Source organism: Pseudomonas sp. p50(2008) (genome assembly GCF_015351605.1).
Lineage (GTDB): Bacteria > Pseudomonadota > Gammaproteobacteria > Pseudomonadales > Pseudomonadaceae > Aquipseudomonas.
Genome location: NZ_JACMYF010000009.1, coordinates 128,574 through 142,907, shown reverse-complemented (window position 1 = coordinate 142,907; position 14,334 = coordinate 128,574). Strand labels below are relative to the sequence as shown.

Sequence of the window (14,334 nt, the reverse complement as noted above, 5' to 3'; positions counted from 1 at the left end):
TAATTCTTTATATCTTGCCAAGTAACAGCAGGATCAACAGCACCACCAACACCACGCCGATGATACCCGACGGGCCATAACCCCAACTTCTGGAGTGTGGGAAGACCGGTAAACCGCCTACCAGCAGAAGGATCAGAATAACGATAAGAATAGTGCCCATTGTCTATTTCCTTGTTGGAAGTGTTCCGGAATGACCTAGCTTTAACTGTCAGCTGGAATGCAATAAATCCGAGCTGCTTAAAAGATCCGACTCTGGCGTGTGAGAGAAAATTCCAACTTTTTTTAATGTTTTTCGAAGACAGGCTTATTTCTTTTTATGCAGCACTAGTTGATGCGCCCACGGTCGCGGTTTGAGCAGCCCATTCAGCAATCTGATGGAGCGTGGGTCGGCCCGGGTCCTTCGCTACACTCGACAGATCTTTCCCGGAACAACAAGGCTGTTTGCTATGCAAAATCGCATGATGATCACTGGTGCAGGCTCGGGCCTGGGTCGCGAAATCGCGCTGCGCTGGGCGCGCGAAGGCTGGCAACTGGCCTTGTCGGATGTCAGCGAGCCCGGCCTGCAGGAAACGTTGAAGCTGGTTCGTGAAGCCGGTGGCGATGGGTTTACCCAGCGCTGTGATGTGCGCGACTACAGTCAGCTGACGGCATTCGCCCAGGCCTGTGAAGAGAAGCTCGGCGGTATCGACGTCATCGTCAACAACGCTGGCGTGGCGTCGGGCGGGTTCTTCAACGAGCTGTCCCTTGAGGACTGGGACTGGCAGATCGCGATCAATCTGATGGGCGTGGTCAAAGGCTGCAAGGCATTCCTGCCGTTGCTGGAAGTCAGCAAAGGCAAGATTATCAACATCGCCTCGATGGCCGCGCTGATGCAAGGCCCCGCCATGAGCAACTACAACGTGGCAAAGGCCGGTGTCGTGGCGTTGTCGGAGAGCCTGCTGATCGAACTGGCACAGCAGGAGATAGGGGTTCACGTGGTATGCCCGTCGTTTTTCCAGACCAACCTGCTGGATTCGTTCCGTGGCCCGACGCCTGCCATGAAAGCGCAGGTCGGCAAGCTGCTGGAAAGTTCGCCGATCACGGCTGCCGACATTGCTGACTACATCTATCAGCAGGTCGCGGCCGGCGAATTCATGATTCTGCCCCACGAACAAGGCCGTATGGCGTGGGCGATCAAGCAGAAAAACCCGCAACTGCTCTACAACGAAATGACCGTGATGGCCGATAAAATGCGCGCCAAGGCCAAGCAAACCGCAGGCTGAACTTGCCCGAACGCTATGCCGTCGCTAGGGTGGCCGCCATCGGTCATCCTCGCGAGACATGCACATGCTCAATTATTTGTGGTTCTTTCTCGCCGCGCTGTTCGAAATCGCAGGCTGCTTTGCTTTCTGGATGTGGCTGCGCCAAGGCAAAAGCGCTTGGTGGGTGGTACCGGCACTGCTCAGCTTGACGCTGTTCGCGCTTTTACTGACCCGTGTCGAAGCGACCTACGCCGGCCGCGCCTATGCCGCCTACGGTGGCATCTACATCATTGCTTCGATTGGCTGGCTCGCCGTGGTCGAACGGATTCGTCCACTGAGCTCGGACTGGATCGGCGTGGCGCTGTGCGTCATCGGCGCGACCGTCATCCTTTTCGGGCCACGCTTCTCCGCTTCCTGAAGGAATAATCCTGCATTTTTCCGTTTTGTAAGAATTTTCCGAAGGTGTGGTTCGCTTGAGGTTGTAGGGCATGACTGTATTTCCTACACCGCATTGAAGACCTGTCGCGGGCGGGGCATCTTCGAGGTCCAGTCATTTTGAAGGCCCCCCCATGCTAGTGCTCAGTCGCGTTGTCCCCGAGTTGATCGCCATTGGCGACACCATTTCCATACGCATACTGGCCGTCAATGGCGACAGCGTACGAATCGGGGTCGAGGCACCCAGGTGCGTGACGGTCCATCGCGCCGAAATCTACGAGCGTATTCAATCTGAAAAAAGAGACAAGAAGTGATCATCGCCGCGGCACGGGCCGCGGGATGATGATCGTTCTTGCTCCCCTGCATTTCAGTCGAACAAATGATTGGGCACATCATGCTTGAGCATCAACTGGCACTGCTCGCTCTCAGGGTCGAAGACAATCAGTGCCTGGCCCTTGGTCAGCGCCTGCCTGACGCGTAAAACCCGTGTTTCCAGTGGGGTGTCGTCACCGTTATCGGTGCCGTCGCGGGTCACGAAGTCTTCGATCAGGCGAGTCAGGGTGTCGACTTCAAGTTGGTCGTATGGAATCAGCATAGTCACCTCGGCAAAAACAATGTCGCGATGCTACGGCTGTTATCAACACACCACCAGCGTTCGCGCTAGCTATCGTTACGCTGCCCCACCAGGCTGTCCACCGACGGCACCCGCGTGTCGCTTTCCATCTGCGTCTCGTGTTCGATCTGATGACTGAACCGGTCCAGCGAACCCTTGGCCGGTTGCGCATCGCTGGCGAACACCGGCGGGCTGAGGATGTAGGCACCGAGCAGGCGGCTGAGGGCGGCCAGGCTGTCGATGTGGGTCCGTTCGTAGCCATGGGTGGCGTCGCAGCCGAAGGCGAGCAGGGCGGTGCGAATGTCGTGACCGGCAGTGACGGCCGAGTGGGCATCGCTGAAGTAATAGCGAAACAGGTCGCGCCGCGCGGGCAGTTCGTTGTCACTGGCCAATCGCAACAGATGTCGGGACAAGTGATAGTCATACGGCCCGCCCGAATCCTGCATCGCCACACTGACTGCGTGTTCGCTGGAGTGCTGCCCGGGAGCGACGGGCGCGATGTCGATGCCGACGAATTCACTGACGTCCCACGGCAATGCCGCCGCAGCACCGCTGCCGGTTTCTTCGGTGATGGTGAACAGCGGATGGCAGTCGATCATCAGCTCTTCGCCACTGTCGACAATAGCCTTGAGTGCCGCCAGCAGCGCGGCAACGCCGGCTTTATCGTCGAGATGACGGGCGCTGATGTGCCCGCTTTCAGTGAATTCAGGCAACGGGTCGAAGGCCACGAAATCACCGACACTGATGCCCAGCGAATCGCAATCGGCACGGGTGGCGCAGTAGGCGTCGAGGCGTAATTCGATGTGATCCCAGCTAATCGGCATTTCATCGACCGCGGTGTTGAAGGCGTGCCCGGAAGCCATCAGCGGCAACACACTGCCACGGATCACTCCGTTGTCGGTAAACAGGCTGACCCGACTACCCTCGGCAAATCGGCTGGACCAGCAGCCGACCGGCGCCAGAGTCAGGCGCCCGTTATCTTTCACCGCACGAACGGCCGCGCCAATGGTGTCCAGGTGCGCGGAGACCGCTCGGTCCGGGCTGTTTTTCCTGCCCTTGAGCGTGGCGCGAATGGTCCCGCGGCGCGTCATTTCAAAGGGAATGCCCAGCTCTTCAAGTCGTTCGGCGACATAGCGCACGATGGTGTCGGTGAAACCGGTGGGGCTTGGAATGGCGAGCATTTCAAGCAGGACTTTTTGCAGGTAGTTGAGATCTGGTTCGGGGATTTTGCTGGTCATGGAAACTCCTGATGAGTAAAGAACATCGATGGTTTCGATGAAGTGATTAGACGGTTGGCCAAGCCCGGTGTAGCAGCTGCCGAGGCACGAGGCTGCGTTGCGTGTCCGCAGGACCGCCCTCGGGGCCGCTGCGCAGCCCAACAACGCCTCGTGCCTCGGCAGCTGCTACACCTGCTATGACGCCGCTGGCTGACTGTGCGGAAACAGTAAATCCACAAACCGCTCTGCCGTCGGCTGCGGTTCATGGTTGGCCAGCCCGGCGCGCTCATTGGCTTCAATGAATACGTACTCGGGTTGATCCGCCGAAGCCACCATCAGGTCCAGTCCGACCATCGGGATGTCCAGCGCTCGTGCAGCCCGCACGGCGGCATCAACCAGTGTCGGGTGAAGGATCGCCGTGACGTCCTCAAGAACGCCGCCTGTATGAAGATTCGCCGTACGCCGCACGAACAGATGTTCGCCCGCCGGCAAAATGCTGCTGTAGTGGTAACCCGCCGCTTCCAACGTGCGTTCGGTTTCATGATCCAGCGGGATTTTGCTTTCGCCGCTGGTCGCTGCCTGACGTCGCCGACTCTGGGCTTCGATCAACGCACCGATGGAATGCTGACCGTCACCCACCACTTCGGCCGGGCGCCGAATTGCGGCCGCAACGACCTCAAAACCGATCACCAGGATCCGCAGGTCAAGGCCTTCGTGGAAGCTTTCCAGCAACACCCGACTGTCGAACTGGCGCGCCGATTCGATGGCTTGCTGTACGTCCTCGATGGTTTGCAAATCTACCGCCACGCCTTGACCCTGCTCGCCATCCAGCGGCTTGACGACCACCCGTGAGTGCTCGTCAAGAAACGCCAGATTGTCATCCGCGTTGCCGGCCAGTTGTTGGGAGGGCAAGTTCAGTCCGGCAGCTTTGAGCACCTTGTGGGTGAGGCTTTTATCCTGGCAAAGGCTCATGCTGATGGCGCTGGTAAGGTCGCTCAGAGACTCGCGGCAACGCACTCGACGCCCACCATGAATGAGCGTGAACATCCCGGCGTCGGCGTCATCGACCTGTACTTCGATGCCACGGCGATGAGCTTCCTCGACGATGATTCGCGCATACGGATTGAAGTCGGCTTCAGGGCCCGGGCCCAGAAAAAGCGGCTGATTGATGCCGTTCTTGCGCTTGATGGCGAAGGTCGAGAGGTTGCGAAAACCGAGCTTGGCGTAAAGACTTTTCGCCTGCCGATTGTCATGCAACACGGACAAGTCCAGGTAACTCAGCCCACGACTCATGAAGTGCTCGATCAAGTGCCGCACCAGCACTTCACCCACACCGGGCCGCGAGCATTGCGGGTCCACGGCGAGGCACCACAGGCTGCTGCCATTTTCCGGATCGTTGAATGCCTTGTGATGATTAAGACCCATGACACTGCCGATGATCGCACCGCTGTCCTCATCTTCCGCCAGCCAGTACACCGGGCCGCCCAGATGTCGCGGGGTCAGCAAACTGGCATCGATCGGCAACATCCCGCGCGCCTGGTACAGATGATTGATCGCCTGCCAGTCCGAGTCGCTCTGGGCCCGACGGATGCGAAAACCGCGAAATACGCGCGTGGACGGGCGGTAATCGCTGAACCACAGGCGCAGGGTGTCGGAGGGATCCAGAAACAGCTGCGCAGGCTCCAACCCCAATATCTGCTGAGGTGCGGCAACGTACAGCGCAATATCGCGCTCACCGGGCTTTTCGTTGAGCAGTTCCTGAGCAAGGCTCGCCGGGTCCGCAAAGGTGTGGCCGATCAGCAGTCGGCCCCAGCCGCAATGCACCGCGATCGGCGCAGCGCCGAGCTCGCTGCCGTCTTCGGCCAGGCGAGCTTGCAAACGTTCGTAGGAAGGGGCCTGACCGCGCAACAAGCGTTGGCTATAAGCCGTGGCGTGGGGTTTCATCGATCAGATTCCTTGTTCACTGAGCCACAGGTTCAGCGCCGCCAGCTGCCACAGCTTGGAGCCGCGCAACGGGGTCAGTTGGCCTTGCGGATCGGTCAGCAGGCGGTCAAGCATCGCCGGGTTGAACAGGCCGCGATCCTGGCTTGGATCAAGCAGCAACTCACGCACCCAGTTCAACGTATCGCCCTGCAGATGCTTGAGGCCGGGCACCGGGAAATAACCTTTCTTGCGGTCGATGACTTCACTTGGAATGACCAGTCGCGCCGCTTCTTTCAAGACTTGCTTGCCACCGTCCGGCAGTTTGAATTTGCCCGGCACACGTGCCGACAATTCCACCAGTCGATAGTCCAGAAATGGAGTTCGTGCTTCCAGGCCCCAGGCCATGGTCATGTTGTCGACGCGTTTGACCGGGTCATCCACCAGCATCACGGTGCTGTCCAGACGCAGCGCTTTGTCCACCGCTGCGTCAGCGCCCGGCTGTGCGAAATGTTCCTTCACGAAGTCGCCAGCAGCGTCATTCGCCGTCAGCCATTTCGGTTGCACGGTGGCGGCGTAGTCGTCGTAACTGCGGTCGAAGAACGCGTCGCGATAAGCGGCGTACGGATCGGCTGCACCGTCGACCTGCGGGTACCAGTGATAACCGGCGAACAGTTCGTCCGCACCCTGGCCGCTTTGCACCACCTTGCAGTGCTTGGCGACTTCCCGGGACAGCAGATAAAAGGCGATGCAATCGTGGCTGACCATCGGCTCGCTCATGGCACGAAATGCCGCTGGCAATTGCTCGATGATCTCTTTTTCGTCAATTCGCATTTGGTGATGTTGGGTGCCGTAATGCTTGGCGATCAGGTCCGAATACTGAAACTCGTCACCACGCTCGCCGCCGGCATCCTGGAACCCGATGGAAAAGGTCGACAGGTTTTCCACGCCGACTTCACGCAGCAGGCCCACGAGCATGCTCGAATCCACACCACCGGACAGCAGGACACCCACGTCAACCGCCGCACGCTGGCGAATGGCGACAGCATCACGCGTGCTGTCCAGCACTCGGTCGCGCCAGTCTTCGAGAGTCAGGTTCATCTCATCGGCGTGTGGGCCATAGGGCAGGGTCCACCAGGTTTTCTGCTCGGTGGTGCCATCGGCATCAACGCGCATCCAGGTGGCTGGCGGCAGTTTTTCGATGCCCGCCAGCAGGGTACGCGGCGCTGGAACCACCGCGTGGAAGTTCAGGTAGTGATTGAGCGCCACCGGATCAAGGATCGGATTGATATCGCCACCTTTGAGCAGTGCCGGCAGTGCCGAGGCGAAGCGCAGGCGCTGACCGGTGCGCGACAGGTACAACGGCTTCACGCCCAGACGGTCGCGGGCGATGAACAAGCGTTTAGCGTCGCGTTCCCAGATGGCGAAGGCGAACATGCCGTTGAGTTTCGGCAGCAGCGCTTCACCCCAGGCGTGATAGCCCTTGAGCAACACCTCGGTATCACCGCCGGAATAAAAGGCGTAGCCGAGGCCTTCGAGTTCGGTGCGCAGCTCGGGAAAATTGTAAATCGCGCCATTAAAGGCCAGGGACAAGCCCAACTGGTTGTCGATCATCGGCTGCGCCGAGCCGTCGGACAGGTCCATGATTTTCAGGCGACGGTGGCCCAGGGCAATCGGCCCCTGGCTGTGAAAGCCCCACGCGTCAGGGCCACGAGGTGCCAGGTGATGGGTGATTCGTTCAACGGCTGCAAGGTCCGCAGGTTGATGATCAAAGCGTAACTCGCCAGCTAATCCGCACATAAAGTCCTTACCGGTTTTTCCGTTGGGGAGGGTCTATCGATACCGCAACAAAAGTGCGGGTACTCAGAAACTGACCCGAGCGATTCGCGGGAGTTTTAGATCTATAAGTTATAAGCGGGTGTTGGCTGACGAATGGTGCGCGCTGCACGAGTGTGCATTGCCGGGGCGGTAATTATTGATCTGATGCATAGGAGTAGTTGCTTGAAAGCCCGGAAATTCGACCCGGTATTCGCGTTTTTAATTGCCTGACGAGCTTAATAGACTGAAGCCTTCTCAATGCAATAAGGATATTGCACATGCTGTCTACATCCGACGTGACGCTTGCGGCCACGACGTTTACCCCCGCGCAACGCAGCGCTGCTTTTGTCGATCATACTGCCGATCTGGACAAAGCCGAGGTACTGCAAAAAAACATCCCGACCTGGCTGGCCAATGCCGACCTTGCGGTGGTGCAGGGTCTGAAAGCGGCGGTTGAGCAAAGTGATCTCACTTATACCAAGGCTGCAGCGGTGCTCGAGAGGCTCAAGCCGCTGGACGTGTTCTGCAAGGAGCAATTGACCCTTTTTCTCAAGAGCAAATGGACTGTCGATTTCGATGTTGAGCGGGACACCCTGGAGATTGTTAAAAGATCGATAATTGGCATTGGTGCGCCGTTCCCTGTCAGCTTCCAGGAAAAATTCACCACCACTTCTCGCAGCCTGCTGCACGCGGCCATGGAGAACTTCACCCTTGAGGAATCCAGCAGCGGCGGGATCCCGAAAGACTCGTTGATACGAATCAATGGACAAGCCCAGACCGGTGCGGCGATTACCCCGACCAAATTCGCGCTGATTTGTCGCGAGCTTGACCTCGGTGCGCGTTATCAGCGCCATATCGCCGAGGTATTGGCATTGCCGGCCACGTCTGCAAGCAGTGCAAACGCCTCAGCGGCCGACATCCGGCAGTTGAAGCTGCTTGATCTGAAAATCGCCGTTCATATCGCCTACCTGAAAAAGCACATCACCGAAGCCGTTTACACAATGATGCTGAGCGTCATTGCACAAAAACTCCCTGCGGCACAAACCAAAGGCGCCGTCTTCGACGGTGCGTCGGTAATCTGGCAAGGCTTGATGATCGATGATGCATGCATCTGCGGGGCGCTGGTGTTCACCAAAGCCTCGATCGACACCGCGCCGAAGGCGAAATGCGTGGTGTACCTGCCGAACGACCCCGAGCGACCGCTCTATGAATACGCCTCGCTGGATGACTTCAAGGCTTACCTCTCTCGTCAGTTGCAAACCAAAGCCTACAGAGCGTACTTCGCCGGCCAATTCCTTCCCGGGCACGATAAATCCGATTTTTTTACTGCATTTGACGAAGACAAAGTACTGGGCACGCTTGTCGCGACACCCGCGGACTGTGTTGCTGATTTCTTCTTCGGCGCATTCATCAGCAAGACCCAGCGAGATGCCCGGGTTCTCGCGGTCACGACCGAAGAAGTGGACGAAGTACAACGGGAAAAAACCGTTCAGAGGCTGCTCAATGGCGGTCTTCTGTTCTTGAACGCAGCCTCTTTTTTCGTACCGGTACTGGGCGAATTGATGATGGCTGTGGCAGTCATCGACATTGTCAGCGAGGTCTATGAAGGTGTGCAGGACTGGGCGCACGGCGAGCCGCACAAAGCGTTGTCGCATTTGCTGAATGTTGTCGAGAACATTGCGCAGATGGCGGCGTTCGCGGCGGCCGGCAAAGTGGCGTCGGCCGCCTTGCGTCGGGTTGCGAAAGAGCAAGCGGCGTTCTTTGATGGGTTCGAAGCAGTGACGCGCGCCGATGGTAAACAAAGGCTGTGGAAGCCAGATCTTGAGCCCTATCAGCAGACATTGGCGTTACCGGAAACAGTGCAGCCGGATGCGAAGGGCATTTACAAGCACGGCGGGCACACCTCTGTCGTCATGGAGGATAAGGTCTATCGCGTCACCCATAACGCTGAGAAATATGCGTGGCAGGTAAACCACCCAGTACGCCAGGACGCATTCGCGCCAGCCATTGAACAAAGCGTCGAAGGCGGCTGGCGGCATGTGCATGAGCACGCGCTTGAGTGGCCGAGCAGCGGGTATGCATTGAAACGTACAGATCCCCGTTTAAATGGTTTTTCCAACAGTGACCTGACAAAAATCGCCGATGTTGTAGGTTTGTCGCCTGCCGAGCTTCACCGATTGCATCTGGGCAATCTGGATTTGCCACCACGGCTATATGATTGCGTCGAACGCTTCAAACTGAATCGGCGCATCACTGCAGTGGTGTTGGCCATGGAACGTGGCGATACCGCGAGCACCGATTTTCTACAGGCGCAGCTGCATACATTGCCAAGGCTGTCCGGCTGGCCTGAAGAACGATTCATCCAGGTGCTCGATGCGGACGGCGCAGTCGTTTCTCGCTTTCCTGAGGGGACTGCAAAAAGTAGCGACGACGTTAACAGCGTACGCGTTACTCAAGCGCAGCTGAATGCAGGGAAGTTGTTGGATGCTGTGATCGATGGTCTTTATTCGAAACAAGTTGAGGCCATTGTCGGCAAAGGGACGACCGATTCGCAATCAACGTTGCTGGCCAGAAAGATTGCGTCATCCGTTAAAAGTAATCGCCAACCACTGTTCGAGTGGCTCTACAAAGCCTATGACGGCGAAGCCACGGGAGATGTTGCGACATTGCGTGAGCACGCTGCCGACGTTCCCACCCGGGTAGCTCGCAAGTTGCTTGACGAAGCGAGTCAACGAGATCGTGTGTTTTTTCGCGACCGCAAGTTCCCGGGATTTGATTTATCGGCGCAGGTCAGCGAGGCGCAGCGTTCGCTCAGGCTGGACCGTGCACTCACCGGACTGCATTTTCCAGAGCTGGCCAATGCCGATACGAACACGCTGAGCCTCAGGCTGCTGGATCGCGTGCAAGGTTGGGAGACGGGTTATCGACTGGAGTTGCGAGAAGGGTCAACCACCGGAAAGTTGCTGGACAGTGTTGGTTCCGCAGATGCGCCGTTGAGCGGGGTCATCATCAAAACGCCGACGGGCTATCAAGTCAACCGGGGGACCGGCACGTTGATAGCCGACAAAGCAAGCGCCACGCTCGCCGAATCGATATTCCACGCACTGCCTGCAGCCCGACGCATCCGCATGGGGCTTACAGGTGCCGATGACGTTAGTGTGACCTTACTGCGCGAGCGCCTGGGCTCGGCTGCCACGGCGGACCGCGCACGCACCGCTCGGGTATTGCGAGGTGAGCACAGCGAAGTCCCCGAACACCTTTCTTCCTGTGGGATCCAGGCTGACCCTGCCGAGGCGACCGTCTACGAAAAAGCCTTGATTCGTAAAGTTCGAAAGCTGTACCCGCTGTTCACCGATGCCCAGGTTTCAGCCTTTCTTGATGAAGCGGGCACTACCCACACGTTGCGGTTAAATCGAATCAAGGCACTGGAGCAGCAGCTGAAGAAATTGCGTGCAGTGCTGCAGACCTGGAGCAACGACCAGGTGGAGATGAAGAAGCTACCGGGACAGTTCAATGATGTGCGCGTCAGCCGTCGCCAGATAGCCCAAACCATCGAAAACTGCTGGCGTCGGGTAACTGCGCCGCGAACACCGCGGGATCAGCCTGTAACGCTCAAAATCGAGCGCAACTTCGCTGGCCAACTGCCGGCGCTGACCGAACACGACGTCGCTCATGTGCGCAGCCTCATCATCAGAGACATGAACGCAGGTGATGAGCTGGCGTACTTCCTGAGGCCCTTCAAAAATCTTGTCAGGTTGGAACTGGATGGCAATCAACTGACACGACTGCCTGAAGCAGTGTCACACATGCCCGACCTTGAACATTTGATCTTGAACCGCAACAAGTTGGCATTGACCGAACATACCCTCAAAAAACTAGGCGATATGCGCAATTTGCGTACGCTCGGGTTGAGCGGTAACCGGTTGGGAGCCACGGTGGATGTCAGCAAAATGCTGGATCTGCAAGCCCTGTTCCTCGGCGACACCCATGCCACGGAGTTACCTGTGGGGCTTGCCCGATTGCCTTACCTGGACATGGTGGATTTGCGCGGTAACGACATTCAAGAACTGCCCGCGTGGTTGTTCGATGTTCCGCGGCGATTCGCCCGAAGGATCAATTTGCGGCACAACCCATTGTCCGCAGCGAGCCGTACGAAGCTTGAAACTTATCGTGGCAATACCGGCATCGGGATGGGCTTTCTTGAAGATGATCATGCGGTGATCAACGAGCAAAAAGCTCGAGAACTGTGGATGCCTGATAGTCGCGAAGAACTTTACGCCAGTCGTAATCGCACATGGGTTGCACTGAAGAACGAACCCGGGTCCGACGGTTTTTTCAGATTGCTGGCCGAGGTGGGAAGCACCGCCGATAATCGCTATGTGCATGAGGACATGAGTGATCGGGTCTGGAGAGTTATCGAGGCGGCCAAGGCTGACTCGATGTTGCGCGATCAGCTATTACCGATGGCGGTCAAAAGTAATTGCGTTGATTCGGCGGCGACCATTTTCAGTAACCTTGAAGTCACCGTCGACATCGACACGTTGGTTCGCCAGTCCGCCAATACTCATGATCAGGCTGCCCGGCTACTCAAATTGGGACGGCGCCTGTTTCGCCAGGATTATCTCGCCAAGCTCGCCCAGGATAATGTGTTGGCCAACCCCAAACGCGATCCCGTGGAAGTGGAATTGGCCTATCGCACCGGCCTGGCCGACAAGCTCGAGCTTATCGGCCAGCCCAGGCATATGCGCTATGCATCGCTGAGTGGCGTTAACACGGCGGACCTGAATGCTGCCTACAACAAGGTCATTGCTGCCGAAGCGACTTCCGAACTGTCAGCTGACTTGAGCAAACGCGAGTTCTGGGGGAAATTTTTGCGTGAGTAACATGGCAAGAAATTCACCGACCTTGCCGCTCCCTTTCAGGAGCGAGTACAGACGGCCTTTGAAAACGAGGCGAAGTTGGGAACAGGGCTTCGTGCGCATGTCGACGGCATTGCCGATGAGCTGAAGCTGGCTGAAACAGGTCTGTTGAAACGCCTCACCGAGCAAGCCATGGAAGCAGAAAAAATGAAGACCTGTTTCATTCTGGATTAAGAGCCTCAAGCCTTGCCGCGGATCAATCGCCGCAAGGCAAAGCGGTTTGGATGACAGGCTTCGGCCACGGCCCTGGGCAGTGGCAGGGGTTCAGCGTCGAGCCAGGCCGCTAGTAATTCGCCTGAAATCGGTGCAGTGATCAACCCTCTTGAGCCGTGGCCGCTGTTGACATACAAGCCGTTCAGCCAGGGGCAAGGGATGTCCGGGATTTTCCGGGCATCCTTGCTCAAGGCACTGTAGGCGTCGGTGAACGCCTCGGCATCCGCCAACGGGCCGACAATCGGCAGGTAATCCGGGCTGGTGCAGCGAAAGGCGGCGCGACCTTCGAGCGCTTCTGGTTGCAGGGTGTCCGCGCCGAGACGTGTAACCAGGTCTGGCGAAATTTCTTCGAGCATCTTCAGGTTGCCGGCATGCTCGGCGGCGGTAGGTGTCAGGTCATCGTTGTGGAAATCGAAACTGGCCCCCAGCGTGTGTTCACCCAGGCGAGCGGGTGCGACGTAGCCTTCGGCGCAGACCACCGTGCTCAAACTGCTGCTTGCAGAGGTCTGGGATAAACGGGTGATCTGTCCGCGAATCCGTTTGAGGGGCAGGTCGGCGCTGTAGGGGAAACGCTTGATCTCGGCGGCGCCGGCCAGCACCACCACCGGTGCCTCGGCCAACAAGGTAGCGCCATCCCAGGCTTGCCACTGACCGTCTGTGCGGCGCAGCTCCAGTACATCGTTATGGGTCTGGACCTGTATGTTCGGATGCGCGGCTTGCCATTCGCACAGGGCGGGTGGGTGCACCCAACCTCCTTCGGGGTAAAACAGGCCTCCGGATTGCAACGCGATGCCGGCGCGAAGCTCACAGTGCTCCCGATCCAGCGTGTGCAATAAATTGTCAGGAAAGGCAGCAGCCAGCTGCGCTTGTCGTTCTGCTTCCTTGGCATTGAACGCCAGCTGCAGTACCCCGCAGTCATCCCAATCGACGCCCCGTTGCAAATGTTCAAGCAGACGTCGGGTGTGGCCGAAGCCGCTCAATATCAATTGCGACAGTGCGGTGCCGTGGGCGGAAAGCTTGAGGTACAACACGCCTTGGGGATTGCCCGAGGCCTCTCGAGCCAGCGCATCATGGCGCTCCAAAAGGCTGACCTGCCAACCCCTCGCGGCGAGGCTGGCGGCGCTGGCACAACCGGCCAGGCCGGCGCCGATCACCAGGGCACGACGCTCGCCAGTCGGTGGCGCCGGACGAGCAAACCAGGGCTTGGCGGTCTCCGGTGCCGGAGCATCTTGCGGCCAACCGAGGAAGGTGCCCCGCAGGATTTCCCACTTGTGTCCAATGCCAGGGGTGCGCTTCATCTTGAAGCCTGCGGCATTTAACAGCCGACGTACCCAACCGGTGCTGGTGAAGGTGCTGATGGTCGAGTCAGGCGCTGCCAGGCGGGCCAATTGTGCAAACAGTTCGGCGGTCCACATGTCGGGGTTTTTCGCCGGAGCAAAGCCGTCGAGAAACCAGGCATCGATCTGTGCGTCCAGTTGTGGCAGTTGCTCCAGCGCATCGCCGATCAGCAGGGTCAGGGTGACGCGGCCGTTATCCAGCACCAGACGCTGGAACCCTTGATGGATTGCCACGTACTGGGCCAGCAATTGATCGGCAAAGGGCTTGAGCTGCGGCCATAACGCCAGTGCGCGTTGCAGATCGGGCAAGCTCAAGGGGTACTTTTCGACGCTGACAAAATGCAACCGCGCACCCGCCACCGCGTGCTGCTCGAACAGTTGCCAGGCACATAAAAAATTCAGCCCGGTGCCGAAACCGGTCTCACCGATCACTAATCGACCGCCAACCGGCAGCGCGGCAAAACGCTCTTGCAGACGGTTTTGCTCGAGGAATACGTAACGTGTTTCGTCCAGTCCCGACAGATCGGAAAAATACACATCATCGAACACCCGCGAACGCGGGAGTCCCTGGTCGTCCCAATCGAGCTGGGCGTGGGGCAATACAGGTTTCATGGCAGGCTC

The 14,334-nt window shown here is 58.2% G+C and carries 11 protein-coding genes; 5 read left to right on the top strand and 6 right to left on the bottom strand.

All coding sequences use genetic code 11. From position 1 onward, the window contains the following. Nucleotides 1-7 precede the first annotated feature (7 nt). A complete protein-coding gene (locus tag H7698_RS24130; protein ID WP_010461760.1) occupies nucleotides 8-160 on the bottom strand; it encodes a DUF3309 family protein in 153 nt (50 codons plus the stop codon). A 286-nt stretch (nucleotides 161-446) separates the two neighbouring features. Between H7698_RS24130 and H7698_RS24125 the strand changes: the two genes are divergently transcribed. The 3 genes from H7698_RS24125 to csrA all read left to right on the top strand — a co-directional run bounded on the left by H7698_RS24125 (nucleotide 447) and on the right by csrA (nucleotide 1,990). Beyond that, nucleotides 447-1,262 carry an SDR family oxidoreductase gene (locus tag H7698_RS24125; protein WP_194692991.1) on the top strand — a complete coding sequence of 272 codons (816 nt, stop codon included), beginning with the start codon at nucleotides 447-449 and terminating at the stop codon, nucleotides 1,260-1,262. A gap of 64 nt (nucleotides 1,263-1,326) precedes the next feature. Further along, nucleotides 1,327-1,659, top strand: coding sequence for a YnfA family protein (locus H7698_RS24120; RefSeq protein ID WP_162436383.1), 333 nt, complete (start codon nucleotides 1,327-1,329; stop codon nucleotides 1,657-1,659). A 151-nt stretch (nucleotides 1,660-1,810) separates the two neighbouring features. Further along, nucleotides 1,811-1,990: a carbon storage regulator CsrA gene (gene csrA, locus H7698_RS24115; RefSeq protein WP_194692990.1), complete on the top strand. Its 180-nt coding sequence runs from the start codon at nucleotides 1,811-1,813 to the stop codon at nucleotides 1,988-1,990. A 53-nt stretch (nucleotides 1,991-2,043) separates the two neighbouring features. On the opposite strand, the gene H7698_RS24110 is transcribed toward csrA, so the two are convergent. From H7698_RS24110 to H7698_RS24095, 4 genes are all read right to left on the bottom strand, one after another. Then, on the bottom strand, nucleotides 2,044-2,271 hold the full coding sequence (locus H7698_RS24110) for a YheU family protein (protein WP_194692989.1): 228 nt from the start codon (nucleotides 2,269-2,271) through the stop codon (nucleotides 2,044-2,046). Nucleotides 2,272-2,336: 65 nt separating this feature from the next. After that, a complete protein-coding gene (locus H7698_RS24105; RefSeq protein ID WP_162436381.1) occupies nucleotides 2,337-3,527 on the bottom strand; it encodes an osmoprotectant NAGGN system M42 family peptidase in 1,191 nt (396 codons plus the stop codon). Nucleotides 3,528-3,701: 174 nt separating this feature from the next. Continuing rightward, the gene (gene ngg, locus H7698_RS24100; RefSeq protein WP_194692988.1) at nucleotides 3,702-5,450 is read right to left on the bottom strand and encodes an N-acetylglutaminylglutamine synthetase; all 1,749 of its coding nucleotides are present in this window, start codon (nucleotides 5,448-5,450) and stop codon (nucleotides 3,702-3,704) included. 3 nt (nucleotides 5,451-5,453) lie between these two features. After that, nucleotides 5,454-7,226 (bottom strand): N-acetylglutaminylglutamine amidotransferase, encoded by a 1,773-nt coding sequence (locus H7698_RS24095; protein ID WP_194692987.1) that lies wholly within the window; start codon nucleotides 7,224-7,226, stop codon nucleotides 5,454-5,456. Nucleotides 7,227-7,522: 296 nt separating this feature from the next. Here H7698_RS24095 and H7698_RS24090 point away from each other — a divergent pair, with 296 nt between their 5' ends. Together H7698_RS24090 and H7698_RS31675 are read left to right on the top strand one after the other, a co-directional pair. Next, nucleotides 7,523-12,127: an NEL-type E3 ubiquitin ligase domain-containing protein gene (locus H7698_RS24090; RefSeq protein WP_328803766.1), complete on the top strand. Its 4,605-nt coding sequence runs from the start codon at nucleotides 7,523-7,525 to the stop codon at nucleotides 12,125-12,127. 75 nt (nucleotides 12,128-12,202) lie between these two features. Then, nucleotides 12,203-12,337: a hypothetical protein gene (locus tag H7698_RS31675; protein ID WP_268932918.1), complete on the top strand. Its 135-nt coding sequence runs from the start codon at nucleotides 12,203-12,205 to the stop codon at nucleotides 12,335-12,337. Between the two features lie 5 nt (nucleotides 12,338-12,342). On the opposite strand, the gene mnmC is transcribed toward H7698_RS31675, so the two are convergent. Continuing rightward, nucleotides 12,343-14,325: a bifunctional tRNA (5-methylaminomethyl-2-thiouridine)(34)-methyltransferase MnmD/FAD-dependent 5-carboxymethylaminomethyl-2-thiouridine(34) oxidoreductase MnmC gene (gene mnmC / locus H7698_RS24085; RefSeq protein WP_194692986.1), complete on the bottom strand. Its 1,983-nt coding sequence runs from the start codon at nucleotides 14,323-14,325 to the stop codon at nucleotides 12,343-12,345. Between the last annotated feature and the right edge of the window lie 9 nt (nucleotides 14,326-14,334).

Coding starts and splice junctions, on each gene's coding strand:
- ngg (WP_194692988.1), bottom strand. CDS start 5,450: ATGAAACCCCACGCCACGGCTTATAGCCAACGCTTGTTGCGCGGTCAG.
- H7698_RS24095 (WP_194692987.1), bottom strand. CDS start 7,226: ATGTGCGGATTAGCTGGCGAGTTACGCTTTGATCATCAACCTGCGGAC.
- mnmC (WP_194692986.1), bottom strand. CDS start 14,325: ATGAAACCTGTATTGCCCCACGCCCAGCTCGATTGGGACGACCAGGGA.
- H7698_RS24105 (WP_162436381.1), bottom strand. CDS start 3,527: ATGACCAGCAAAATCCCCGAACCAGATCTCAACTACCTGCAAAAAGTC.
- H7698_RS24090 (WP_328803766.1), top strand. CDS start 7,523: ATGCTGTCTACATCCGACGTGACGCTTGCGGCCACGACGTTTACCCCC.
- csrA (WP_194692990.1), top strand. CDS start 1,811: ATGCTAGTGCTCAGTCGCGTTGTCCCCGAGTTGATCGCCATTGGCGAC.
- H7698_RS24130 (WP_010461760.1), bottom strand. CDS start 160: ATGGGCACTATTCTTATCGTTATTCTGATCCTTCTGCTGGTAGGCGGT.
- H7698_RS24110 (WP_194692989.1), bottom strand. CDS start 2,271: ATGCTGATTCCATACGACCAACTTGAAGTCGACACCCTGACTCGCCTG.
- H7698_RS24120 (WP_162436383.1), top strand. CDS start 1,327: ATGCTCAATTATTTGTGGTTCTTTCTCGCCGCGCTGTTCGAAATCGCA.
- H7698_RS24125 (WP_194692991.1), top strand. CDS start 447: ATGCAAAATCGCATGATGATCACTGGTGCAGGCTCGGGCCTGGGTCGC.